We start from the raw sequence: 23,161 nt of genomic DNA on the forward strand, positions 1-23,161 counted from the left end.
CAGGTGGCTTCATTACAGGATCAACTCTTAAAGGCAGGTCTGGCCGATAAAAATTCGGCAAAGAACGCCCGGGCGGAAAAGCGCAAAAAGCAAAAGCTGAAAAATAAGAATCAGCAGGTGGAAGCTGATGCTGCCAAAATCGCTGCTGAACAGGCCGCTGCTGAGAAAAAAGAGCGGGACCGTCAGTTAAATGCTGAACAGCAACAGGAGCGTGAAAGGCGCTCTGTTGCTGCGCAAATCAAGCAACTTATCACGGTGAATAAACAAAGCCGTGACGGTGATACCTTACTGAACTTTACCCACGAAAATGTGGTTAAACGTATGTATGTTTCAGCCGCTGTCCATAAGCAGGTGACGAAAGGCCGTCTGGCTGTGGTTGCTCTCGACGGAGCGTATGAACTGGTGCCGTCACCGGTTGCTGATAAAATTGCCCAGCGTGATGAATCTGTAGTGGTTTACCGTGCCGACCTGGATACCAGCAACAACGAAGGTCAACAGGAAGACGAAGAGGACTGGTACGCCGACTACGAGATCCCGGACGACCTGACCTGGTAATTTTACCGGTTCAGTAGTGCGCCGGCAGGACTTCAGCTTTGTAGTCCCGTCAGTGCATTATTAGTGGAGTCTTGCAACGCGCGGTTAATTTTCACGTGTTCAGGGCTCCAGCCTGCAAGAAAGCGGTGGAAGTCGGCATTTGCCAAATCATAAAGCCCCCGCCATTCTGCCTCCGCAGCTTCTGCATCCGTTTGCGGACAGTGTTTAGCAAGAGAACCTTTTAACGCTGAGAAATAATGCCGTAGACAGGTTTCTTTACCGTTTCTCTGATCCTCATCACTCAGTGCACTTCCCATGAAATACACTACGTCTTTGATACCCGCCCCGTGACCACAGTACTGGAAATCAACTGCGGCACAATCGACAAATTGTTCATCAAAACAGAAGTTGGCCACTTTCGCGTCACCGTGAAGAAGGGTAGAAAAACGGGCATTTTTAAGGGCGACGTCAATCTGCACGGCAGCAGACTTTAACGGAGAGTCGGGCATGGCTGCCCATTCGTTTTGTCTTGTTCCCAGATGCCAGTAAGTGCCTTCCTTCCATACCTTTCCATCAGAACAATGCATAAAACGTCCGTGGAATTCGCCCAGCCAGCGTAATACGCATTTTGCCTGCGATAGCGTCAGCGAGCGTGTTGTCAGCGGGAATCCGCAGGCAGATAAGTCCTCCATGATAATCATTCTGTTATCGCCTTCAGCACTACCGCCCAGATAGTCAGGTACTTTACATGCTGAATCCGTAAGCGGAGCCAGTTCCTGATAAAAATAATGCTCAACTTCAAATGAGCGGAGCTTTCGCTGATGACTGTGGTTTGATTGCCAGCCACGGGGATGCGCTGTGCTGTTCGCGGGCCTGATACATTTCACCACTACAGGTTTACCCGTATCTTTGTTCACCGCTCTGAAACAGGCGCCGTAACCACTCCATAATGACTGGATGAGTGAAGCATCGGTGTATTGTGTTCCGGACACAGTGTTCAGCCAGCTGAGATACTGGCTTAGTGAAAGATCAGTCATTATTTTTACCATTAAAAAAGCCGTACTCAAGGTACGGCTTTGTTATCACGTGCAGGGATTGACAGCCTCAACAGGGCTGTCAGCCTCAGGCTTCTTCAGCAACTGCTGCTTCAGGTGCACTGGCCGGTAACGTCATAGCCGCAGATGCGGATGAAGTCGCCTGTGATACCGATGCTGCTTTACCTGACACCAGCAGTGCAGGACGGCTTTCATCTTTCATTGCGCCTGCTGTTACATCACTGAACACTGCTTCTACAACCGGTGGCAATGCCATCGGATGTGATGCTGATTTTTGTCCGGTGCTGCTTGTTGCTCTGAAAGTGGCTTTCGCAACCGCAGGTTTGGCAACAGGTGCTACGGCTTCAGATTTCACCTCTTTCTCTGCCGTGGCAGCTACAGGGGTTTCAGATACCGGTGCTGCTTTTTCAGCAACTTCAGCTACAGTTTCCGTAGATTTTGTTTCAGTTGTACTCTGTTCAGATACAGATTCAGTTGAACTCTGTGCTTCCTGAGTCGCATTTTCCGTTTCCTGAGGAGGATTCTGCTGTTCAGTTTCTGATTCTGCATGGGCAGCTAGATTAATCTCAACCTGCTCAGGAGAAGCCGGCACAGCGGTCAGCTGATCACCGTCAACACGTACACGGGGCTTCGCTGATTTTGGCTTTTTAGCCTGTGTATCTTCTTCAGGATGTGCAATATCAAATTGCAGTTCATCCTGCACTGCGCCGGTAGCTGCATCAGAATCCGCAACTTCAGAAGCCTCACTGACCTGCTGTGGTGCGTTGTCCTCTGCTGCGTCACCGGCGGGAGACTGCTCCTTCTTACGGCGTTGACCCGCTGCCCGTACATGACGCGGAGAACGACGTGAGCGGCCACGGCTTTCTCGCTTCTGACCATTTTCATCGCCGGAAGCATCCTGTTCAGACGCAGTACTGTCAGGTTGCTCTGCCGCTTCCGCAGAAGCAGGCACATCAATGTTCTGAGCTTTACTGGTGTTGCTCTGCTCAGCGTCAGCCTGAGTTCGCTCCGTGCTGTCTTGAGTCAGACCAGAGCCTTTTTGACTTTGCTCAGGGCTGCTGGCCGGTGCTTCTGTAGCAAACTGAGTATCCGAAGGTGCTACAGTCTGTACAGTCTCAGTAACGGCTTCTTTCACTTCAACCGCAGAATGTTTAGTGTCAGATTTGTCTGCCTGAGGCTGTTGTGTCGCTGGCTTATCTGCTGCGTCTTTATTTACACGAACGCTGCGGCGGTTGTCACGACGCTTACGACGCTCGGCAACCTGCTTCTTTCGGGCTGGCTGCGCTTCCTGATTGTCAGTTTGCGCTTCGGCCTCACGGTTTTGATTTTGCTGTTCCGGCTTGGCCTTTTTATCTTCCTGCGGCTTACGGCGGGACTTAGGACGGCTGTTACGCTTATCATCCTGGCGTTTCTGAGTCTGCTTACTCTCATCACGCTCATTGCTGTTCTCAGACTGCTTACCACGACGGTTACGGTTGTTGCGTGGTTTTCTGTTGCGGTTGTCATTATTGCGATTATTACGCGGACTACGCGTCTTCTCTTCAGTCTTTGTTTCTTCTTCTTTCTTGTCTTCACCGCCAAGTACAGAAGAAATCCATTTGCCCAGTTTGGTGAACAGGGTTTCAGTGGCTGCCGGTGCAGTTGCTTCTTTAGCTGCAAGCGCTGCTACAGGAGCAGGCGGAGCCTGAGTCGGCGCAACGAGACCTTTCAATGCAGGTTCTTCACGTTTTACCGGTGCTGCAGCAGGCTGATAGGCCTCTGTCTCGTCCTGCTCTTTCAGGGCAACGTTATAGCTTGCATCAGAAATGACTTCATCCGGACGGTGGCGAATAACTTCGTAATGCGGCGTGTCCAGGTGAGGGTTAGGGATCAACAGCAGTGAAACGTTATGGCGCTTCTCGATCACATTGATTGATTTACGCTTTTCATTCAGCAGATACGTAGCTACCGGTACCGGCAACTGAGCTTCAATCTGACCGGTATTATCTTTGATGCTTTCTTCTTCGATAATCCGCAGAATCGACAGCGCAAGGGATTCTGTACCACGGATCGTACCGTGACCGGAACAGCGCGGACATACATGGTGAGCTGACTCGCCAAGAGAAGGACGTAAACGCTGACGTGACATTTCCAGCAGGCCGAAACGTGAGATACGACCCAGCTGAACACGTGCACGGTCAGAGCGCACAGCATCCTGCATACGTTTTTCAACTTCGCGCTGGTGACGGACCGGTGTCATATCGATAAAGTCGATGACTACCAGACCACCTAAGTCGCGAAGACGCAACTGACGGGCAATCTCGTCGGCGGCTTCAAGGTTGGTATTCAGGGCTGTTTCTTCAATATCTCCGCCTTTTGTTGCGCGGGCAGAGTTAATGTCGATTGATGTCAGGGCTTCTGTCGGATCGATAACAATTGAACCGCCGGAAGGCAGACGGACTTCACGCTGGAAAGCTGATTCGATTTGACTTTCAATCTGGTAGTGACTGAACAGAGGTACGTCACCCTTGTACAGTTTTACACGGTTTGCAAAGTCCGGACGCACCAGTTCAATGTGCTGCAGGGCTTCTTCATAGATGCTGGTTTTATCAATCAGGATCTCACCGATATCACGGCGCAGATAGTCGCGGATGGCACGGACAATAACGTTACTTTCCTGATGGATAAGGAATGGCGCCGCACGGCTTTCAGCGACTTCTGAAATGGCTTCCCAGTGTTTCAGGAGTACTTTTAAATCCCATTCCAGTTCTTCGTAAGATTTACCTACACCAGCAGTACGGACAATCAGACCCATGCCGTCCGGTAATTCCAGGCGGGACAGGGCATCTTTCAGATCCGTTCGCTCATCACCTTCGATGCGGCGGGAAATACCACCTGCGCGGGGGTTATTCGGCATCAATACCAGGTAACTACCAGCCAGTGACAGGAAAGTAGTGAGGGCTGCGCCTTTCTGGCCACGCTCTTCTTTATCAATCTGAACAATAACTTCCTGGCCTTCTTTAATCACATCTTTGATGTTCGGGCGGCCTTCGAATTTATAACCTTTCGGGAAGTAAGTGCGGGCAATTTCTTTCAGAGGCAGGAAGCCATGACGGTCTGCGCCGTAGTCTACGAAAGCAGCTTCAAGGCTGGGTTCTACGCGGGTAATCTTACCTTTGTATATATTTGCCTTTTTTTGTTCGTGACCCGGGCTTTCAATATCAAGATCATACAGCCGTTGCCCGTCAACCAGGGCAACGCGCAACTCTTCTTGTTGAGTTGCGTTAATCAACATTCTTTTCATTGTATCTAACTCTGTTTTGTACAGCCGCTTAGACACAAAATCAAAATGACACGTGCAAATACGCGTCACCCAGCCTCACGGCTGTGTGCGGGATTTGTTGTTTAGTCGTATTACCCATAAATACCGGCATTTCAGTTAGCCGGACAATTAAATGCGGGGTGTCGGGAACGACGGCCCTTACTATCTTTTTTCATTTTCACCCCCGTCATTACAGGGGCAAAGGTCAATTTAATTCTGTTTGCTAAACGGCGAACTTTATTTTCATCAGTTTGTGCAACGTTCTAAAGGCTTTTGTGCTGCCTTTATAAACCGGACGAATGCGTTTATTCAGTTGTCCGCACAATATTATGGTTCATTAATTAAGTTCGAACCGGATTTTGCTTAAGCATGTTTACTGCAAAATCACACGCGATTATCTCACCAACGTTTCGGGTTTAGCAAGCAAAGTTAACTCCCTTTTGTACTAAAAAACGTCATATTCAGAAATTAATTACATAAAAGACAGGCCCGAACGTAAGAATGTCTGTTCTTTAACCAATCCGGCAGAACGGGAGGACCCTCAATTGTCTGTTGAAATGGTCCCGGTTTGCGCTATTTAGCTTTAGCGTATCCATACTTGCTCAGGTATACTCCCGCCCATGAAAGAAGATACCCCCCAACAAGTTCGTTTCGTTACCATCGAGCCAGATCTCGAAGGGCAGCGCATCGACAATTATTTGCGTACCCAGTTAAAGGGTGTGCCGAAAAGTATGATTTACCGGATTTTGCGTAAAGGTGAAGTGCGGGTAAATAAAGGCAGAGTAAAGCCGGAATATAAGCTTCAAGCTGATGATGTTATCCGCATTCCGCCGGTGCGGGTATCAGAACCCAAAGATACGCCGAATCCGAAACTGGATAAGGTGGCAGAACTTGAGCATTGTATATTGTTCGAGGATGACCGCATTCTGGTCATTAACAAACCTTCCGGCACTGCGGTGCATGGTGGCAGCGGCCTGAATTTCGGTTTGATTGAGGGCCTTAGGGCACTACGGCCCGATGCTCAGTTTATGGAACTGGTGCACCGTCTCGACCGGGACACTTCCGGCTGCATTATCATTGCTAAAAAACGTTCAGCACTGCGCCATCTGCATGCCCAGCTTCGTGACGGACAAATGGACAAGCGCTATCAGGCACTGGTCGCCGGTCAATGGCCTGAAAACCGGTTTAAAGTAAAAGCGCCGTTGTTGAAAAACGTACTGCAATCCGGCGAAAGGCTGGTGAGCGTGAATGAAAATGGTAAGCCGTCAGAAACCCGCTATCGCATTCTGACCCGCTATGAAGATGCCACCCTGGTAGAAGCATCTCCTATTACAGGCAGAACGCATCAAATACGTGTGCACTGTTTGCATGCCGGTCATCCTATTGCCTGCGATCCCAAATATGGCGATGAACAGTTCGATAACACTATGCGTAGCCGTGATTTAAAGCGTCTGTTTCTGCATGCTGCCAGCATTCAGTTCATACATCCTGGCAGCGGAGAGACAGTTCGTTTTCAGGCGCCCCTTGATGAACAACTAACCAGAGCGCTAAAGCAGTTAAATGAAGTATAAATTTGTTATTTTCGACTGGGACGGCACGTTGATGGATTCAGCGGCCAAAATTGTAAATTGCATGCAGCTTGCTGCACGTCAATGCGAAGTAGCGATCCCACCGGCTGAAGCTGTCGGGGGAATTATCGGTATCAGTCTGCGTCCGGCAATTCAAAAGCTGTTTAACATCACTGATGAAGCACTGACAGACCGGCTGTTTGAAGCCTATAAAAATGCGTTTATTGAACAGGACCAGACACCAAGCCCTATGTTTAACGGCACTGAGCAGATGCTCACTTCATTAAAAAATAGTGGACGAACGCTTGCTGTTGCTACCGGTAAAGCGAGAAGGGGACTTGACCGTGCCTGGAAGAACACAGATACCGGTCACTATTTCAGCTTTTCACGTTGTGCTGATGACGCAGAGTCCAAACCGTCGCCGGATATGATCCTGCAACTGCTCGCCGAAGCCGGAGTCGATAAGTCGGATGCGGTGATGATCGGGGATACCACCTTTGATATGCAAATGGCGCAGGACGCAGGTATTGCACGTATTGGTGTATCTTATGGGGTGCATGCACAGGTTCACCTGGAACGGTTTGCGCCGCTGGCGGTTGTGCACAGTATTGCAGAACTGGAATCATTATTACTCAGTCAATGAAGTGGCGAGTAACAATAAATCAATTCCGTAACCGGCAAGCATATCCCGCAAAAGCATAACCGGTAAGCCGATGAGGGCATTCGGATCACGGGATTCAATTCGTTCAAACAGCAAGGTACCTTTACCTTCAGACTTAAAGCTGCCGGCGCAGTCATAGGGTTTTTCGTCCTGCAGGTACTGTTCAATGTGTGTTTTGCTGAGTGAACGGAAATGCACTTTTGTTATTTCGGTAGCCGTTGTCTGCTCTTTTGTGGCAGCGTCAATAATGCTCAGGGCAGAATAGAATGTCACGCAGCGGTCGCTACATAATAAAAGCTGTTCCGTTGCAGCCTCATGAGTTCCGGGCTTGCCGAGTATAATTGTGGTGCCGGGACCGGTAGACAGGGAAGCTACCTGATCGCCGGCAATAACAATTCCGTTTTCCGTCCCGGTTGCTACTTTACCGGCTTTTGCTGCCGCCAGCCTTTCTGCCAGTGCCCCCGGCTGTTCATCCGGTAAGGGGCTTTCATCTATATCCGGTGCGATAATTGTGGCATTAACGCCGAGAGAAGCGAATTGTACCTGGCGGTAAACAGAAGACGTGGCCAGAATAAAGCGGGGGGATGGATACATGAATTCCTCTTTCGGTTATATAGCGTGCCGGGTAGTAGCGGGAGTAAGCCATAAATCCGCGATATTTTCGAGTCGCCGGCTGTTTTTATCCCGAATACCTGACAATCTGTCCGCCAACCGGTCGAATCCGTGCTAAAAGGCGATTAATCTTTTGACACTGAGATACCAAATCTATAATATGCGCGCCCTATGCAGAAAGTGAAATTACCTCATACCGTCGATCCGGTGAAAAGCGCTGTGAAACGTTCCGATTACCGGGGTGTTATCGCAAGTAAAGATCTGGAACGATTGAATGAAGCTGTTGTCAGCTGTGATGAATGGGTGAACGCAGAAGTACAGTTCGAAAAAGACGCGCAGGGTCTTACTGTCTTTCACGGTCACTTAAGCGCACAGGTAACACTTATCTGTCAGAGGTGTAATGGCGAGTTTCCACACTCACTTCATACCGAATTCTGTTTTAGTCCGGTGCAGGGACAAGATCAGGATGAGGCAGATGCATTACCCGAAGCCTATGAACCGGTAGAGGTCAACGACCACGGAGAAGTCGATTTACTTCAATTATTTGAAGACGAGTTGATTATCTCATTACCTATCGTAGCCCTTCATGCAGAGGAGGATTGCGGCCTTGGTAAAGATGATATGACATTTGGTAAAATCAGTCCGGAACATGAGCGACCAAACCCTTTCGCGGTTTTGAAAGAACTTAAGCGAGACCAGGAGTAAGTTATGGCAGTACAACAAAATCGTAAAACGCGCTCTAAGCGTGGTATGCGTCGTTCACACGATGCATTGACAGGCGCGACTTTGTCTGTCGATTCAACGTCGGGTGAAACACACCGTCGTCATCACGTAACCGCAGATGGTTACTATAAAGGCAAAAAAGTAATCGCCCGCTAATCAGTAGGTGACAACTTTTGTCTAAGCTAACCATTGCGTTAGATATCATGGGGGGCGATCATGGTCCCCCTGTTATCCTTTCCGCTACCCTCAAAGCCATCCGGCAACATCCAGATTTCAAATTTATCTTATGTGGCCAGCAGTCCGTCATTGAACCTGCTGTCGCCGATTTATTGCCAGAACAACGTGCAAGAGTCACCATCGAGCATTGCGACGATGTCGTTGATATGGGCGATGCGCCTGCCTTTGCATTGCGCAATAAAAAGCAATCTTCTATGCGCCGCATTATTGAACTGGTGGAATCCGGGGAGGCCGATGCCTGTGTCAGTGCCGGAAATACCGGCGCGTTGCTGGCAATGGCTTATTATCTCCTGAAAACATTGCACGGTATTGACCGGCCAGCCCTTGTATCAGCAATGCCGACAGCCAGTCACCATAAAGTGTTTCTGCTGGATCTTGGCGCAAACGTAAACTGTACGTCAGAAATACTGTTTCAATATGGTGTGATGGCCAGTGTACTTGCCCAGGAAGTGTCCGGTATTGAAAAGCCGAGAGTGGCGCTACTGAACGTAGGCGAAGAAGATATAAAAGGAAATGCGCAGGTAAAGATTGCCGATCAGTTGTTCAGAAATGCCAGCGCACTGAATTACATAGGTTATGTGGAAGGGGATGACATTTTTACTGATTATGCCGATGTAGTGGTGACCGACGGATTTACCGGCAATATTGCCCTTAAATCTACCGAAGGTTTAGCCAAACTGGTTATTAATGAAGTAAAACGACAATCCCAAATGAACCTTTTAAGCCGTTTGATGGCCAGAATAGCGTTGCCGCTGCTGAAAAGCATCTACAACAGGGTGAACCCCGACCAGTATAACGGGGCGAGTCTGATAGGATTGCGCGGCATTGTCATCAAGAGTCACGGAAACGCTTCCGCTGACGCTTTTTACTATGCGATTTATCAGGCAATGCAAGAAGCCAAAATGGGCATTCCTGAGAAAATAAAAAGTAAAATAGAAACGGTTTTGTTGGAGCAGCTTTGAGCAATTATTCACGAATTATCGGGACCGGAAGTTATTATCCCAGTGAAGTGCGTACTAATGCCGACCTGGAAAAAATGGTCGATACCAGTGACGAATGGATCACTGAACGTACCGGGATTAAAGAAAGACGAATTATCGGTGCTGACGAAACAGCCGCCACCATGGGATTTGAAGCCAGTAAGCATGCTATAGAAGCTGCCGGTATCGACCCGAAGTCCATCGACATGATTGTGTGTGCGACCACCAGTGGTGCCCATGCATTCCCCAGCACAGCGTGTGAAATTCAGGCGATGCTCGACATTAACGGCATTCCTGCGTTTGATGTCGCCGCTGCCTGTGCCGGTTATTGTTATGCCCTGAGTATTGCCGATCAGTACATCAAGTCTGGTATGGCTAAACGGGTGCTGGTTATTGGTACAGACTGTCTGACCCGCATGATGGATCCGACCGACCGCGGTACAATCATTCTGTTTGGCGACGGTGCAGGTGCAACGGTCATCGAAGCCAGTGAGGAACCGGGTATTTTGTCTACCCATATTCACGCAGACGGTTCTTACGGTGAATTACTCTATGCCGGTAATCCTCAACGGGGTGTAGCATCTTCCGTTGAAGAAAACTGGTGTGTTATGAAAGGCAATGAGACTTTCAAAGTGGCCGTCACTAAATTGTCTGAGACTGTAGAACAAACCCTTGCAGCCAATAATATGGCAAAATCTAATCTTGACTGGCTGGTACCGCACCAGGCAAACTTCCGCATTATTAAAGCGACTGCCAGAAAGCTGGACATGTCGTTAGATCAGGTTGTGCTGACCCTGGAAAAATACGGTAACACGTCTGCTGCAACCGTGCCCACAGCACTGGATACTGCTATCAGAGATGGCCGTATTAAACGTGGTCAGAATCTTCTTCTTGAAGCATTCGGCGGAGGCTTCGCCTGGGCTTCAGCTCTGGTAAGATATTAAGTCCGGTCTGCAGACCGGCACGATAAAGATAACAATAAGGAACAATAATGACTCGTACAGCTTGTGTATTTCCGGGACAAGGTTCCCAGTCTGTCGGCATGCTTAAAGAGCTGGCTGAAAGCCACCCTGTTGTAATTGATACATTTAAAGAAGCGTCAGACGCGTTGGGATATGACTTGTGGGATCTGGTGCAGAATGATGCCGACGGCAAGTTAAATGAGACTCACATCACGCAGCCTGCGCTGCTGACAGCCAGTGTTGCCATCTGGCGTATTCTTCAGGAAAAGCAGATCCAGGTAGATTACCTGGCCGGTCACAGTCTGGGTGAATATTCAGCGCTGGTTTGTGCCGGAGCCATTGAATTTAAAGACGCGGTGAAGCTGGTAGAAGCCCGTGGTCAGTTCATGCAACAGGCCGTACCGGCCGGAGCAGGGGCAATGTACGCCATTATCGGGCTGGATGATGAAACCATTGCTGAGTGTTGTCAGCAAACAGCTATTGCAACCGGTGAAGTTGTGTCTCCGGTTAACTTCAATTCGCCGGGCCAGGTGGTCATTGCCGGTGAAAAGGCTGCCGCAGAACAAGCTGCAACGGCATGTAAAGACGCCGGTGCAAAACGTGCGTTACCACTGGCTGTCAGTGTGCCGTCTCACTGCGAACTGATGCGTCCAGCTGCTGACCAGTTAGATGATGCACTGGCTGCAATCAACATTACTGCACCTGCGATTAACGTGGTGAACAATGTTGATGTAAGCGTAGAGTCTTCGGCTGAAGCCATTAAAGATGCGCTCGTACGTCAGTTATACTGTCCGGTGCAGTGGACCCGTACCGTCGAGTTCCTTGCCGCGAAGGGCGTAGAGAAAATTATTGAGGTGGGGCCGGGTAAAGTATTAACCGGTCTGACTAAACGAATTGATAAAGCATTAACCAGTGTTGCGGTAAATACGCCGGACACACTGGCTGATCTTTAATTACTCAGAATCAGGAAAATTATGAGTCAGTTATCAGGTAAAGTCGCCTTAGTAACAGGCGCAAGTCGCGGTATCGGTAAAGCTATTGCTGAAGCACTGTCTGCGCAGGGTGCAACCGTTGTGGGTACAGCAACCAGCGAAAACGGCGCTGCTGCTATTTCTGAATATTTAGCTGCATCAGGCGGTAAAGGCCTGCCATTAAATGTGACAGACAAAGCATCGGTGGAAACCGTGCTGAAGAACGTTACTGATGAATTTGGTGCTATTGATATTCTGATCAATAATGCCGGTATCACCCGTGATAATCTGTTAATGCGAATGAAAGATGACGAGTGGCAGGACATTATAGATACCAATCTGTCATCTATCTTTACGCTGTCTAAAGCCGTGTTACGCGGTATGATGAAGAAGCGTTATGGTCGTATCGTCAATGTTGGTTCAGTAGTGGGCAGTGCCGGTAATGCCGGACAGGCAAACTATGCTGCTGCAAAAGCCGGTGTGATTGGATTTTCCAAATCTATGGCACGTGAAGTGGCATCCCGCGGTATCACCATCAATGTGGTCGCTCCGGGCTTTATCGATACAGACATGACGAAAGCATTGACAGACGACCAGCGAGAAGCGATCTTTAAGGACATCCCGGCAAACAGACTGGGTGCACCGGAAGAAATTGCTTCAACTGTTGCTTTCTTAGTCAGTGATGGCGCTGCGTACATCACTGGTGAAACCATCCATGTAAATGGTGGAATGTATATGAATTAATGTTGCCATCTGGCAGCAATTTCGTGCCTGAGCCTTGTTTTGCTTGGGTGTTGGTGTTAAAAAATTGTAGAATTAATTGGTTGGTTGCTGGTTTGACCAGGATATTTACATCACTTGGTACTTGCAAGGATAGTCCTTGCAAAATAAACTAGCGGCACTTTTTTATCTAGTGACGTTAAGGGAAACCTAGAATTATGAGTAACATCGAAGAGCGCGTAAAAAAGATCATCGTAGAACAGCTGGGCGTTAAAGAAGAAGAAGTAAAAGCTGAAGCTTCCTTCGTTGATGATTTGGGCGCAGATTCACTCGACACTGTTGAGCTGGTTATGGCTTTAGAAGAAGAGTTCGATACTGAAATTCCTGATGAAGAAGCAGAGAAGATCACTACCGTTCAGTCTGCTATCGACTACATCAACGCAAATAAAGACGCGTAAGCGTTCCTGAGTTTTGCGAAAACGGCTCTGTTAAGAGCCGTTTTCGTATCTAACGTTAGTTCCAATACGAGGGCTTTTTGTGACAAAACGTCGCGTAGTAGTTACTGGTATGGGTATGCTTTCACCACTGGCTTCTAATGTTGAAGACACGTGGAGCCGCCTGTTAAAAGGTGAAAGTGGTATCGGTGACATCACCTTATTCGATTGCAGTAACTATTCCACTCGTTTTGCCGGTCAAGTCGATGATTTCGACCCGCAAGATTACATCGAAAAGAAAGAAGCAAAAAAGATGGACCGGTTTATCCAGCTCGGCATTGCCGCGGGTAAGCAGGCGCTTGCTGATTCCGGTCTGGCGATTACTGATGAGAATGCTCACCGTGTAGGTGTGGCTATCGGTTCTGGTATCGGCGGTCTTGAACAAATCGAGCAGAACCACGTTAAACTGATGAACAGCGGTCCTAAGCGCGTTTCACCGTTTTTTGTGCCTTCTACTATCACCAACATGATTTCCGGCTTCCTGTCTATCATGGAAGGGCTGAAAGGGCCGAACCTGAATATCGTGACGGCCTGTACAACCGGTGTGCACAATATTGGTGTGGCAGCGCGTACTATCGCTTACGGCGATGCTGACGCCATGCTTGCAGGTGGTGCTGAAGCCTCTATTACCCCGCTGGGTATCGCAGGTTTTGCGGCAGCCAGAGCGCTGTCCTCAAACAACGATGCGCCGCAGCAAGCCAGCCGTCCTTGGGATAAAGACCGTGATGGCTTTGTTATGGGTGAAGGTGCCGGTGTGATGATGCTGGAATCTTATGAATCTGCCGTTGCCCGTGGTGCCAAAATCTATGCTGAACTGACAGGCTTCGGAATGAGCGGTGATGCATATCACATGACTTCACCTCCTGCAGATGGTGAAGGCGCAGCCCGTTCTATGGAAAATGCCTTACTGGATGGCGGCGTTAACCGTGAAGATATTGGTTATATCAATGCTCATGGTACGTCCACACCAGCTGGAGACATTGCAGAAGTTGCAGCAGTAAAGCGGGTATTCGGTGAGCATGCTCATCATTTACTGGTCAGCTCGACTAAGTCAATGACCGGTCACCTGTTGGGTGCTGCCGGTTCGGTAGAAGCTATTTTCACCGTGCTTGCACTGCGTGACAAAATGGCGCCGCCTACTATCAACCTGGACAATCCGGGTGAAGGCTGTGATCTTGATTTTGTTGCACACAAAGCGAAATCATTCGATACGCCTTACGCCTTATGTAATTCATTCGGCTTCGGTGGTACTAACGGTTCATTAATCTTCAAACGTATTGACGGTTAATGTAATTGATTGCGAAAAGGCAGCATTACGCTGCCTTTTTTGTATCTGAAGTATAGTGACTAGTTATGCGTAACTCGCTTCCGGTTTTTGTAAGCCGCGTCTGCACACTGTAAATCCATGCATCTGCTGGTATACTTCCGCACTGAATTTTATCAATGACTCACACTCTTTATGTCTGAAGACATACATCAGGACCGCGCATTTCAATACGGTGATGGCATGTTTACCACTATGCATGTGGCTTGTGGCCGTGTTGCTCTGTGGTCTCTTCATAAACAGCGGTTACAAAACGACAGTGCCCGGTTGGGATTAACTGTAGATTTGGCCTTGCTAACTGAACAAGTGCATGCGGCAGCGGAAAAACTGGCTGATGGCGTGCTGAAAGTGCACATTTCTTCAGGTTGCGGCGGTCGTGGTTATCAGCGTCCGGCAGGGCAATCTGCTGTCTGGCGGTTATCTGACTTCTCTGTGCCGGCTCAGTATGCTTGCTGGCAGAAGCAGGGAATTGCTGCTGACATCAGCCCGGTGACGCTGGGTTTGCAACCTTTGCTCGCAGGTATCAAGCATATAAACCGGCTCGAACAGGTGCTGGTGAAAGAACAGATTACCCTCGATGATGCCATCGTGTGTGATATGCAGGGCTACGTGACAGAGGCGAGTGCCAGCAATGTGTTCTGGTATGCAGACGGTCAGTGGTATACGCCCTCACTGGATAACGCCGGCGTGGCCGGTGTTTACCGGGCGTTTATTCTTTCTACCCTTGAGCAGGCCGGCAAGCCTGTGATAACAGGAAAATTTACGATTTCAGATCTTAAAGAAGCCAGCGCGGTTTTTTTATGTAATGCGTTGATGCACATTGTACCGCTGAACCGTATTCAGTTTGATGATGCAGAGGTTCGCTTCGATTGCGGGCCGGTGTGGACGTTGCAGCAGCAAATGAATGAGGCTTATGAGAGGGAACATGAAACGCCTGATTAGTATCCTTGCAGTGCTTTTTGCCGGCTTTGCTTTCCTGGCCATCGCTTATTTCTGGTCTGTTAAACAACTCACAGCACCACTTTCGTTAGAAGATGACGTTTTGTATACCGTACCCCAGGGCAGTTCTGCGACTTCTGTTGTCCGCGATTTACTCGATAACGGCCTGGCGTCTTTTCCTCTCCTTACTGCAAAAGTGTGGTTGAAACTGGATCAGCAGGCCAGTGCTGTCAGAGCGGGTACCTATCAGTTAACGCCCGGGATGTCTGCAGTGGACGCCCTGTATCTGTTTGCCAGTGGTGATGAATATCAGTTTCAGATAAGTCTTGTGGAAGGGTTGACGCTCAGCCAGTGGCTGATTTTACTCAGAGCCGATATGAATCTGGTTCAGGATGTTACCGGAGATGATGCATTGTCCGGGCTGGCAGCCGCCGTTGAAGGTTATGATTCACAGGCCTGGCCGGAGGGTTTATTCCTGGCAGATACCTATCACTATACTGCCGGTACGTCTGTCTCTGATATCCTCAGACGCGCTGGTGAAGCATTGAGCCGCTATATTCAGCCACAATGGGATAACCGCCCGGGGACATTGCCCTATCAAACGCCTTACGATGTGCTGATCATGGCGTCAATTATTGAGAAAGAAACTGCCGTCGCCAGTGAGCGGCCTCTCATTGCCGGTGTATTTGTTAACCGGTTGGACAATGGTATGCGCCTGCAAACCGATCCCACCGTTATTTATGGTCTTGGCGATGAGTTTGACGGTAATCTGACCCGTCAGCACTTACGGGGTAAAACACCGTACAATACGTATACTATAAACGGTTTACCGCCCACTCCTATTGCTATGCCGGGTAAAGCGGCTATCGATGCGGCGCTGAATCCGTCGCTGACGGATGCGCTTTACTTTGTGTCCCGCGGTGACGGGACACATGTTTTTTCATCTACGCTGGAAGCCCACAATGAGGCCGTTAACCAGTATCAGCGGAATATCAAAAAAGAATAATATGTCAGGAAAATTCATTGTTATAGAGGGCCTTGAAGGAGCAGGTAAAAGCTCTGTTATTGAGGTAGTGAAACAGTTCATTGAAAGCCGCGGGCATTCCTGTGTTTGTACCCGTGAGCCGGGAGGTACGCCGATGGCTGAGGCTATCCGTGAATGTGTTAAAGGTGACTGGCAGGAGACGGTAGCAGAAGAAACGGAATTAATGCTGATGTATGCTGCCCGCCGTCAGTTGCTGGTTAACGTTGTCCATCCGGCCCTCGAAAGAGGAGAGTGGGTGCTGGGTGACCGTCATGATATGAGTTCACTTGCCTACCAGGGCGGCGGCAGGCAAATCCCTGAAGATAAGTTGATGGCGCTCCGGGAGTTGTGTCTGCAGGGCTTTGGTCCCGATCTCACCTTGTATCTTGATGTCGAGCCGGAAACCGGATTGCAACGGGCGCGGGGACGGGGAGAGTTAGATCGGATCGAACGTTCCGGGCTGGCTTTTTTTGAGCGCACCCGTGAAAAATATCTGTCACTGACAAATGAATCGCCAACGGCGTTTCTCATTGATGCCATGCAGCCTATGGAAAACGTACATCAGGATGTGTTGAGTACGCTGGAGGCTAACCTGCCATGACGCCCGGATGGCTGCGACCTCTGTTGCTGAATTTTACAGACAGACTCCGGTTGCGTAGTCTGCATCACGCATTATTGCTATCAGGTATTGCAGGTACCGGCAAACGCGTACTGGCTACAGCACTGGCAAAAACCTTACTGTGCAAACAGGTATCAGATGAAGGAAGTTGTGGTCAATGTCAGAGTTGTCTGCTTTTTGAAGCCGGTAACCATCCGGACTATCACCAGCTTGTCAGTGAAAAGCAACTCGGCGTTGATGCTGTACGGGGTGGCATACAAAAGTTAGCAGGGACTGCTCAGCTGGGTAATAATAAGGTACTGGTGATCCCCGACGCGGATACCATGACAGAAGCGGCCTCTAATGCGTTACTCAAAACGCTGGAAGAACCGACGGTAAATACTTATTTATTATTACTTACGAGTCGCAAAACGGCGCTGTTACCCACTATTCTGAGCCGGTGCGAAAAACATGATATTCCTTTGCCGGCTGAGCAGACCGTTATCGACTGGCTTGGCGCCCGGGGCATGCCTGACGTTACCCCGGCAACCTTAAAAGCCTACGGCTATGCGCCTTATACGGTACTGGACAGTTTGCAGGAAGGTGCTGAAGGGGTGTCGTTTAACGGCTATCAGCAGGGGATTGCGGATTTGATGGGGAATAAAGAATCTCCCCGCAGTCTGGCTGTGAAATGGCAGGAGCACGCTGTTCAGGTAGTAAAATGGCTGCAAAGCGATGCCCATGAAAAATATATCCGCACATTGCATTCCGACGATTACCGGGCGTCGTTAAAATGTCAGCAGGCGTCTGCACAACTGCAGCATCCCGGCGTAAATAAAGCGGTGATCCTCACCGGCGTACTGGCCGTTTTTTCTGTTAACCCGTTATAAATAAGGTACTGAATTTTGTTCGTAGATTCCCATTGCCATCTGGACCGTTTAAAAATGGACAAGGCCGGACTGGAAGAAACCCTGAAGTTTGCCCGTCAGCGGGGAGTTGAGCATTTCCTGTGCGTCTCTGTTTCTGTTAAAGACTACGATGACATGTATGAAGCAGTAAAAGACTTTCCTGATGTATCTGTGTCTTGCGGGGTACATCCCTTACATCAGGAAGATGCCTGTGATTACGACACCTTGCTTGAGAAAGCGTCTAATCCTGAAGTCGTTGCAATTGGTGAAACGGGTCTGGATTATTTTTACAGTGCTGACACGAAAGAAGTGCAGCTCGCTTCATTTGTAGACCATATCAAGGTTGCGAATGCCCTTAAAAAACCGCTGATCATTCATACCCGGGATGCCCGCGAAGACACGCTGTCTTTGCTTAAGGAACATAAAAATCCCGGGACAAAAGGGGTATTACATTGTTTTACCGAAAGTCTCGATATGGCCCTGGCTGCTATCGATATGGGCTTTTATGTTTCCATTTCTGGCATTGTGACGTTTAACTCAGCGGATGAACTCCGTGAAGTGGTAAAAGCGTTACCCCTTGAGCGCTTGCTGATAGAAACGGATTCTCCATGGCTGGCACCGGTTCCTCACAGGGGAAAACAAAATCAGCCTGGCTTTGTGGTCGAAGTGGCTGAATTTATTGCATCAGTAAAAGGGGTAACCGTGGAAGAACTGGCCAGACAGACCACTGAAAACTTTTACACCTTATTCAGTCATGTCAGACAATAAACCCCTTATCTGGACTGAGCGGCTTTTGAAAAGCTTACAGGCCGGTAAAGATTCACCTGAAAGCCGCTTCATGCAGGTTGCCACCTGCAATAAGGACGGCTTTCCTGAAAACCGCACGCTGGTTTTCCGGCAGCTCGATAGTGATGAAGGGATTATTTACGCGGTGTCTGATCTGAGAACTGCAAAAGCTGACGCGCTTAAAGCGAATGCCAATGCTGCTATTTGCTGGTACTTTACCGGCAGCAGAGAGCAATACCGTTTAAATTGCACTACTACAATTATCACTACGGATAACGCACCGGAAGATATTCACCGCGCATGGTGTGAAATGTCGGTACAGGGCAAAAAGCAATTTCTGTGGGGTGTACCGGGTTCTGTCAGACAACCGGCAAAGCCTCTCAAGGCGGAAGGTGATATGAATATAGCCCCGCCTCATTTCTGCAAGCTGGCTTTCAGGGCAGACTCAGTTGATTACCTGAACCTGAAAGGTAACCCTCAATATCGGGAATTCCAGACACGATGTGATAACGACTGGCAAATCCGGGCTGTTATTCCCTGAAAACCGGTAATCTCCATTTCATTAAATCGTCTTCACCGTTTCATTTAAGCATACAGACAGTACGCGGGATCAATAGGAAAATAAGCGTCAACACGATAGCAGTTTCTGTTTCCCGGAGTCTTTATGCAAAATCTTGCTCAGAATATTATTTATCTTTCTCACGGTGGCGGACCATTTCCGCTTCTTGGTGAGCCTTCTCACCAGGGCATGGTAGATCAACTAAGCGGGATCGCTGCCTCTCTGCCGGTACCGGAGCGCATTCTTCTGATCAGTGCGCACTGGGAGGAAAGTACCTTTAGCGTAACAGGGCATCCGTCACCCGGTTTAATTTATGATTATTATGGCTTTCCAGAAGAAGCTTACAGTATTACCTATCCGGCCCCCGGGGATCCCCAATTTGCCGGAGCATTACAAGAGTCTGTCAGAGCGGCCGGCATAAAATTATCAGTGTCACCGGAAAGAGGGTTTGATCACGGTATGTTCGTGCCGCTGAAAATCATGTTTCCTCAGGCTGATATTCCTGTCGTACAGTTATCGTTAAGCAAGTATCTCGATGCTGCTATGCATGTACGCATGGGTGAGGCACTGGCAAAATGTGATTTATCAAAAACGCTGGTGATAGGCTCAGGATTTTCCTTCCACAATATGAAAGCGTTCTTCAAACCGGTTGCCGGTGCAGATGAGATGAATGATGCTTTTCAGCTCTGGCTGAAAACACTGATGACTGATGTCGGTATCAGGGAAGGAGAGCGCTCACAGCAACTGATCAATTGGGAAACAATGGCGCCGAATGCCAGATTTTGCCATCCCCGTGAAGAACACTTATTGCCCTTACACGTATGTTACGGACTGGCAGGCAAACCGGCAAAGCACACCTTTCAAACGCACATTGCAGGAAAACTGGCGACAACATTTTTATGGTGACAATCGTGGGGTCGTTCAGGATGGTTTGATTACTGTCCTGAGCTGCACTTCCGTCAGGAACCTGTCTTTCGCTGGCAGCAAAGTTTGAATTTTTTACCGCTCTGACAGAAACAGGGATCGTTTCTGCTAATTTTTACGGTGCCGGTATCATCATGCAGTTTTCCGCTGTCATAGCGCCAGCAATTGTTTTCTTTCAGGAACAGTGATGTTTCATGGAGAACACCGGTTTTCCGACTCTCAGCATACCACGCTCTGAATTCCACATGGTTTGTATCTGTTTGCAATACATCAAGATGGAGCCAGGTTGTACCAGATGCACTTTCTTCAAGAGCACTGACAGTCAAATCTGCTCGCTTTGATGCTGAATAGGTTTTGAGTACGTATTCATAATTTTTGCTGACATACGCGGAGTATCTCGAACGCATCAGTTGTTCCGGTGTAGTCGCCTCTTGCTGGCCAGCCAGCAATGGCCCGCAACACTGATTTCTGTCTTTACCGCTATTGCAATAACACTGCATTATTTTACCCGTTTAACTTTTTCGGGGCAGTGTACCTTTGTACAGGGCTATCACCAAGGCCCGGTAACCACATTCTTCATTTCGCTGTTTTGTTCATCGTTGGTAACCCGCAGATTCACAACTGAAACGGCATAACGGCGACATAATTGTTGAATTACCACCCGTTGCTGATCGTCCAGAGCCAGATTCTCTACATATATCGTTTTGCACTGACCAGACATGATGAGCCTTGAAATCCATCCTGGTACATCTTCTTCCGAAGGTTTCTGCATACGGATACTGTGTGGCACATCTTTTTTAAAGGCTACCGATTCTGCAAGTAAGTACGACCAGCCACGGGGACGTGAAACTTCACGGGGCGCGCCATCAAAGGCAAAGCTGAGTTGAACGACGTTGTTTGAATGAGTCATGGTAATCCCTGTTCGTTTATACAGTGTATGGGTATACAGTATTTCAGGATGAAGACTTGTGCAAGTATTTTTTGCATAAAAAAGCAGCGCAACACAACAGATTTGGACAGCAAGCCAGCAGTGGCGTGGGCTGAAGTCGTTAACACTTTTAACATTGGTGCATCGAATGCATCTTAATAGGGCAACAGGTGTCCTGAGTTTGAGCAATAAACGAACTAAGGTTCACATATAAATAACATATTGTGGCCGGTTCAGCGGATTATCGTATTTTTTGACCGTTTAACCCTGCTCAGCTCAATCTGGTACTTACAGTGCAATATATGCGTATCTGTCGATATTTCATTAAGTACAAGGAGGGCAGTCGTTGAGCCGTCATAGTATGAGCCGCCGTGCATTATTAGGGTGGATTGGTAAAACAGCGGGCGCCGGCGCGATGTATCAGGCCATGAGCTCACTGGGTTTTGCGGCCGAATCTACAAAGCCCGGTACATTGAAATTAAGCGGTACGAAGAAAGGGGCATCTGTACTGGTGTTGGGTGCCGGTGTTGCGGGTATGACAGCGGCTTATGAGCTACGCAAAGCCGGCTACAAGGTGAAAATCCTTGAGTTTAATGGCAGAGCCGGTGGTCGTTGCTGGACGCTCCGTGGTGGCGATACTTATACAGAACTGGGTGGTGCGAGCCAGCAATGTCAGTTCGCTGAGGGGAATTACATCAATCCGGGTCCCTGGCGTGTGCCCTACCATCACCATCATGTGATGTCTTACATCAATGAGTTTAACGTAGCTATTGAGCCTTTTATTCAGGTTAACTACAACGCTTACGTGCATTCAACTAAAGCGTTTAACGGTAAACCCCAGCGTTACCGCGAAGTGCAGGCTGATTACCAGGGATATGCTGCTGAGTTATTGAGTAAAGTCATTAACCAGAATGCACTTGATGCTGAATTGAGCGGTGAAGACAGAGAGAAGCTTTTTGAGTCTCTTCGTCACTGGGGAGCACTTGATAAATCTTCTGCCTATAAAAAGTCCTATGAGACAAGTTTACGCCGTGGCTTTAAAGTACCACCGGGCGGCGGACTGTCACCCAAACCTGAACCCTCCGAATTGTTTGACCAAAGTGCTTTACTGCAGTCTGAACTGTGGAAATACATAGTGAATGGCCAGGACATCGAATTCCAGAGCAGTATTTTTCAGCCTGTTGGTGGTATGGACAGTATTGCGAAAGCCTTTGAGAAACGGGTTGGTGATCTTATCGAATACAACGCCAGAGTCACATCTGTTGATCAGAGCGACTCCGTTGTAACAGTGAAATACGACCAGCAGGGCACTGCCAAAGAGGCACAGGCTGACTGGTGTGTGTGCACAATTCCTCTCTCGATTCTTTCTCAGATCCCTGTCACAGCAAGCAATGCAATGAAAACCGCTATCCGCTCGGTGCCTTACGCAGCGTCAGTGAAAGTGGGCCTGGAATTTAAGCGCCGCTTCTGGGAGCAGGACGATGCAATTTATGGCGGTGTTTCATACACCAATCTGCCCATTACTAATATCAGTTATCCCAGTACAAAGTTTTGTGACAAAGGCAAAGGGGTGTTGCTGGGCGGCTATGTATGGGGGCCGAACGCTTTCGAATTTACCTCGTTGCCACCGGAGGAGAGAGTCAAAAAAGCCGTTCAATACGGCAAACAGATCCATCCGCAATACGAACAGGAGTTCGACAACGGCATTGCCGTTGGCTGGCACAGAGTGCCCTGGACACAAGGATGCTATGGCGTGTGGACTGAAGAAAAGCGGGAAGAACACTATGAAAACCTGTGTCAGGTAGATGGTCGTCTGGTACTGGCCGGTGAGCATGCTTCAAATCTGCCTGCATGGCAGGAAGGGGCTATAGCTTCGGCGCGGGACGCTATCGAACGGTTACATGCCAAAGCACTGACAACGGCTGCATGAAAGAGAGGACAGAACAATGAAATCATTAATTAACGTTGCCGGTACCGGTTTACTGCTTCTGAGCAGCTGTGCACTTGCTACTGATGATGCCGGTTTTTCTCAGGGTAAGAATTTTGAAGAAGTGTCCGGAGATGAGCTTTATCACGCTATTTGTCAGGGATGTCATATGCCTGATGCACAGGGCGCCAAAGGTGCAGGCGCATATCCTGCACTGGCAAACAATCCCAAACTGAGTGCTGCTCCCTATGTCACATTTATGGTCAGCAACGGTATGGGTGGTATGCCCGCATTAAAACAATATTTATCCGATGAACAAATCGCCGAAGTGGTGAATTATACACGTACCCACTTTGGTAACCATTTTACTGACACCGTGAGTGCAGAAGACGTTAAAACCATTGCCCGAAGATAAAAAGGAAAAAC

At 48.7% G+C, this 23,161-nt stretch carries 25 protein-coding genes; 20 read left to right on the forward strand and 5 right to left on the reverse strand.

Annotated features, from left to right (window positions below):
• Window positions 1-3: 3 nt before the first annotated feature.
• Window positions 4-555, forward strand: a complete 552-nt coding sequence (locus ACXAGR_RS16635) for a DUF2058 domain-containing protein (RefSeq protein ID WP_474851381.1) — start codon at window positions 4-6, stop codon at window positions 553-555.
• A 32-nt stretch (window positions 556-587) separates the two neighbouring features.
• Here the strand turns inward: ACXAGR_RS16635 and ACXAGR_RS16640 are convergent, their stop codons facing one another.
• Both ACXAGR_RS16640 and rne read right to left on the reverse strand, forming a co-directional pair.
• Window positions 588-1,571, reverse strand: coding sequence for a phosphotransferase (locus ACXAGR_RS16640; RefSeq protein WP_474851383.1), 984 nt, complete (start codon window positions 1,569-1,571; stop codon window positions 588-590).
• 85 nt (window positions 1,572-1,656) lie between these two features.
• Window positions 1,657-4,872, reverse strand: a complete 3,216-nt coding sequence (rne, locus tag ACXAGR_RS16645) for a ribonuclease E (protein WP_474851385.1) — start codon at window positions 4,870-4,872, stop codon at window positions 1,657-1,659.
• A gap of 638 nt (window positions 4,873-5,510) precedes the next feature.
• On the opposite strand from rne, the gene rluC reads away from it, so the two are divergent.
• A complete protein-coding gene (gene rluC, locus ACXAGR_RS16650; RefSeq protein WP_474851387.1) occupies window positions 5,511-6,461 on the forward strand; it encodes a 23S rRNA pseudouridine(955/2504/2580) synthase RluC in 951 nt (316 codons plus the stop codon).
• Window positions 6,451-7,101 (forward strand): HAD-IA family hydrolase, encoded by a 651-nt coding sequence (locus ACXAGR_RS16655; RefSeq protein ID WP_474851389.1) that lies wholly within the window; start codon window positions 6,451-6,453, stop codon window positions 7,099-7,101. Before rluC ends, ACXAGR_RS16655 begins: the two co-directional genes overlap by 11 nt.
• Here ACXAGR_RS16655 and ACXAGR_RS16660 read toward each other — a convergent pair.
• Entirely contained in the window at window positions 7,087-7,713 is a 627-nt protein-coding gene (locus tag ACXAGR_RS16660; protein ID WP_474851391.1) for a Maf family protein, read from the reverse strand. The genes ACXAGR_RS16655 and ACXAGR_RS16660 overlap by 15 nt on opposite strands.
• A 189-nt stretch (window positions 7,714-7,902) precedes the next feature.
• Between ACXAGR_RS16660 and yceD the strand changes: the two genes are divergently transcribed.
• From yceD to ACXAGR_RS16735, 15 genes are all read left to right on the forward strand, one after another.
• Window positions 7,903-8,436 carry a 23S rRNA accumulation protein YceD gene (yceD, locus tag ACXAGR_RS16665; RefSeq protein WP_474851393.1) on the forward strand — a complete coding sequence of 178 codons (534 nt, stop codon included), beginning with the start codon at window positions 7,903-7,905 and terminating at the stop codon, window positions 8,434-8,436.
• A 3-nt stretch (window positions 8,437-8,439) separates the two neighbouring features.
• The gene (rpmF, locus tag ACXAGR_RS16670) at window positions 8,440-8,610 is read left to right on the forward strand and encodes a 50S ribosomal protein L32 (RefSeq protein ID WP_119501522.1); all 171 of its coding nucleotides are present in this window, start codon (window positions 8,440-8,442) and stop codon (window positions 8,608-8,610) included.
• Window positions 8,611-8,627: 17 nt separating this feature from the next.
• Window positions 8,628-9,653 (forward strand): phosphate acyltransferase PlsX, encoded by a 1,026-nt coding sequence (gene plsX, locus ACXAGR_RS16675; protein ID WP_474851395.1) that lies wholly within the window; start codon window positions 8,628-8,630, stop codon window positions 9,651-9,653.
• Window positions 9,650-10,615, forward strand: a complete 966-nt coding sequence (locus tag ACXAGR_RS16680; RefSeq protein ID WP_474851397.1) for a beta-ketoacyl-ACP synthase III — start codon at window positions 9,650-9,652, stop codon at window positions 10,613-10,615. Before plsX ends, ACXAGR_RS16680 begins: the two co-directional genes overlap by 4 nt.
• A 47-nt stretch (window positions 10,616-10,662) precedes the next feature.
• Window positions 10,663-11,586 (forward strand): ACP S-malonyltransferase, encoded by a 924-nt coding sequence (gene fabD, locus ACXAGR_RS16685; RefSeq protein ID WP_474851399.1) that lies wholly within the window; start codon window positions 10,663-10,665, stop codon window positions 11,584-11,586.
• Between the two features lie 21 nt (window positions 11,587-11,607).
• On the forward strand, window positions 11,608-12,348 hold the full coding sequence (gene fabG, locus ACXAGR_RS16690) for a 3-oxoacyl-ACP reductase FabG (RefSeq protein WP_474844319.1): 741 nt from the start codon (window positions 11,608-11,610) through the stop codon (window positions 12,346-12,348).
• A 194-nt stretch (window positions 12,349-12,542) separates the two neighbouring features.
• Entirely contained in the window at window positions 12,543-12,782 is a 240-nt protein-coding gene (acpP, locus tag ACXAGR_RS16695) for an acyl carrier protein (protein ID WP_012518211.1), read from the forward strand.
• Window positions 12,783-12,861: 79 nt separating this feature from the next.
• Window positions 12,862-14,106: a beta-ketoacyl-ACP synthase II gene (fabF, locus tag ACXAGR_RS16700; protein WP_474844318.1), complete on the forward strand. Its 1,245-nt coding sequence runs from the start codon at window positions 12,862-12,864 to the stop codon at window positions 14,104-14,106.
• A 171-nt stretch (window positions 14,107-14,277) separates the two neighbouring features.
• Entirely contained in the window at window positions 14,278-15,084 is an 807-nt protein-coding gene (gene pabC / locus ACXAGR_RS16705; RefSeq protein ID WP_474851401.1) for an aminodeoxychorismate lyase, read from the forward strand.
• On the forward strand, window positions 15,068-16,087 hold the full coding sequence (gene mltG, locus ACXAGR_RS16710) for an endolytic transglycosylase MltG (RefSeq protein WP_474844316.1): 1,020 nt from the start codon (window positions 15,068-15,070) through the stop codon (window positions 16,085-16,087). The genes pabC and mltG overlap by 17 nt, the downstream gene beginning before the upstream one ends.
• A 1-nt stretch (window position 16,088) precedes the next feature.
• Complete coding sequence (tmk, locus tag ACXAGR_RS16715) at window positions 16,089-16,706, forward strand: dTMP kinase (RefSeq protein WP_474844315.1); 618 nt, start codon at window positions 16,089-16,091, stop codon at window positions 16,704-16,706.
• Complete coding sequence (holB, locus tag ACXAGR_RS16720) at window positions 16,703-17,593, forward strand: DNA polymerase III subunit delta' (protein WP_474851403.1); 891 nt, start codon at window positions 16,703-16,705, stop codon at window positions 17,591-17,593. The genes tmk and holB overlap by 4 nt, the downstream gene beginning before the upstream one ends.
• A 15-nt stretch (window positions 17,594-17,608) precedes the next feature.
• Window positions 17,609-18,379 carry a TatD family hydrolase gene (locus tag ACXAGR_RS16725; RefSeq protein ID WP_474851405.1) on the forward strand — a complete coding sequence of 257 codons (771 nt, stop codon included), beginning with the start codon at window positions 17,609-17,611 and terminating at the stop codon, window positions 18,377-18,379.
• Complete coding sequence (locus ACXAGR_RS16730) at window positions 18,366-18,938, forward strand: pyridoxamine 5'-phosphate oxidase family protein (RefSeq protein ID WP_474851407.1); 573 nt, start codon at window positions 18,366-18,368, stop codon at window positions 18,936-18,938. The genes ACXAGR_RS16725 and ACXAGR_RS16730 overlap by 14 nt, the downstream gene beginning before the upstream one ends.
• A gap of 123 nt (window positions 18,939-19,061) precedes the next feature.
• On the forward strand, window positions 19,062-19,862 hold the full coding sequence (locus tag ACXAGR_RS16735; RefSeq protein ID WP_474851409.1) for a DODA-type extradiol aromatic ring-opening family dioxygenase: 801 nt from the start codon (window positions 19,062-19,064) through the stop codon (window positions 19,860-19,862).
• 53 nt (window positions 19,863-19,915) lie between these two features.
• Here the strand turns inward: ACXAGR_RS16735 and ACXAGR_RS16740 are convergent, their stop codons facing one another.
• Window positions 19,916-20,380: a YchJ family protein gene (locus tag ACXAGR_RS16740; RefSeq protein ID WP_474851411.1), complete on the reverse strand. Its 465-nt coding sequence runs from the start codon at window positions 20,378-20,380 to the stop codon at window positions 19,916-19,918.
• 50 nt (window positions 20,381-20,430) lie between these two features.
• Window positions 20,431-20,790, reverse strand: coding sequence for a deoxyguanosinetriphosphate triphosphohydrolase (locus ACXAGR_RS16745; RefSeq protein WP_232373349.1), 360 nt, complete (start codon window positions 20,788-20,790; stop codon window positions 20,431-20,433).
• A 364-nt stretch (window positions 20,791-21,154) separates the two neighbouring features.
• Between ACXAGR_RS16745 and ACXAGR_RS16750 the strand changes: the two genes are divergently transcribed.
• Both ACXAGR_RS16750 and ACXAGR_RS16755 read left to right on the forward strand, forming a co-directional pair.
• Complete coding sequence (locus ACXAGR_RS16750) at window positions 21,155-22,738, forward strand: flavin monoamine oxidase family protein (protein WP_474851413.1); 1,584 nt, start codon at window positions 21,155-21,157, stop codon at window positions 22,736-22,738.
• 16 nt (window positions 22,739-22,754) lie between these two features.
• Complete coding sequence (locus tag ACXAGR_RS16755) at window positions 22,755-23,150, forward strand: c-type cytochrome (RefSeq protein WP_474844307.1); 396 nt, start codon at window positions 22,755-22,757, stop codon at window positions 23,148-23,150.
• Window positions 23,151-23,161 lie beyond the last annotated feature (11 nt).

Source organism: Alteromonas sp. ABH4_457 (assembly GCF_056160625.1).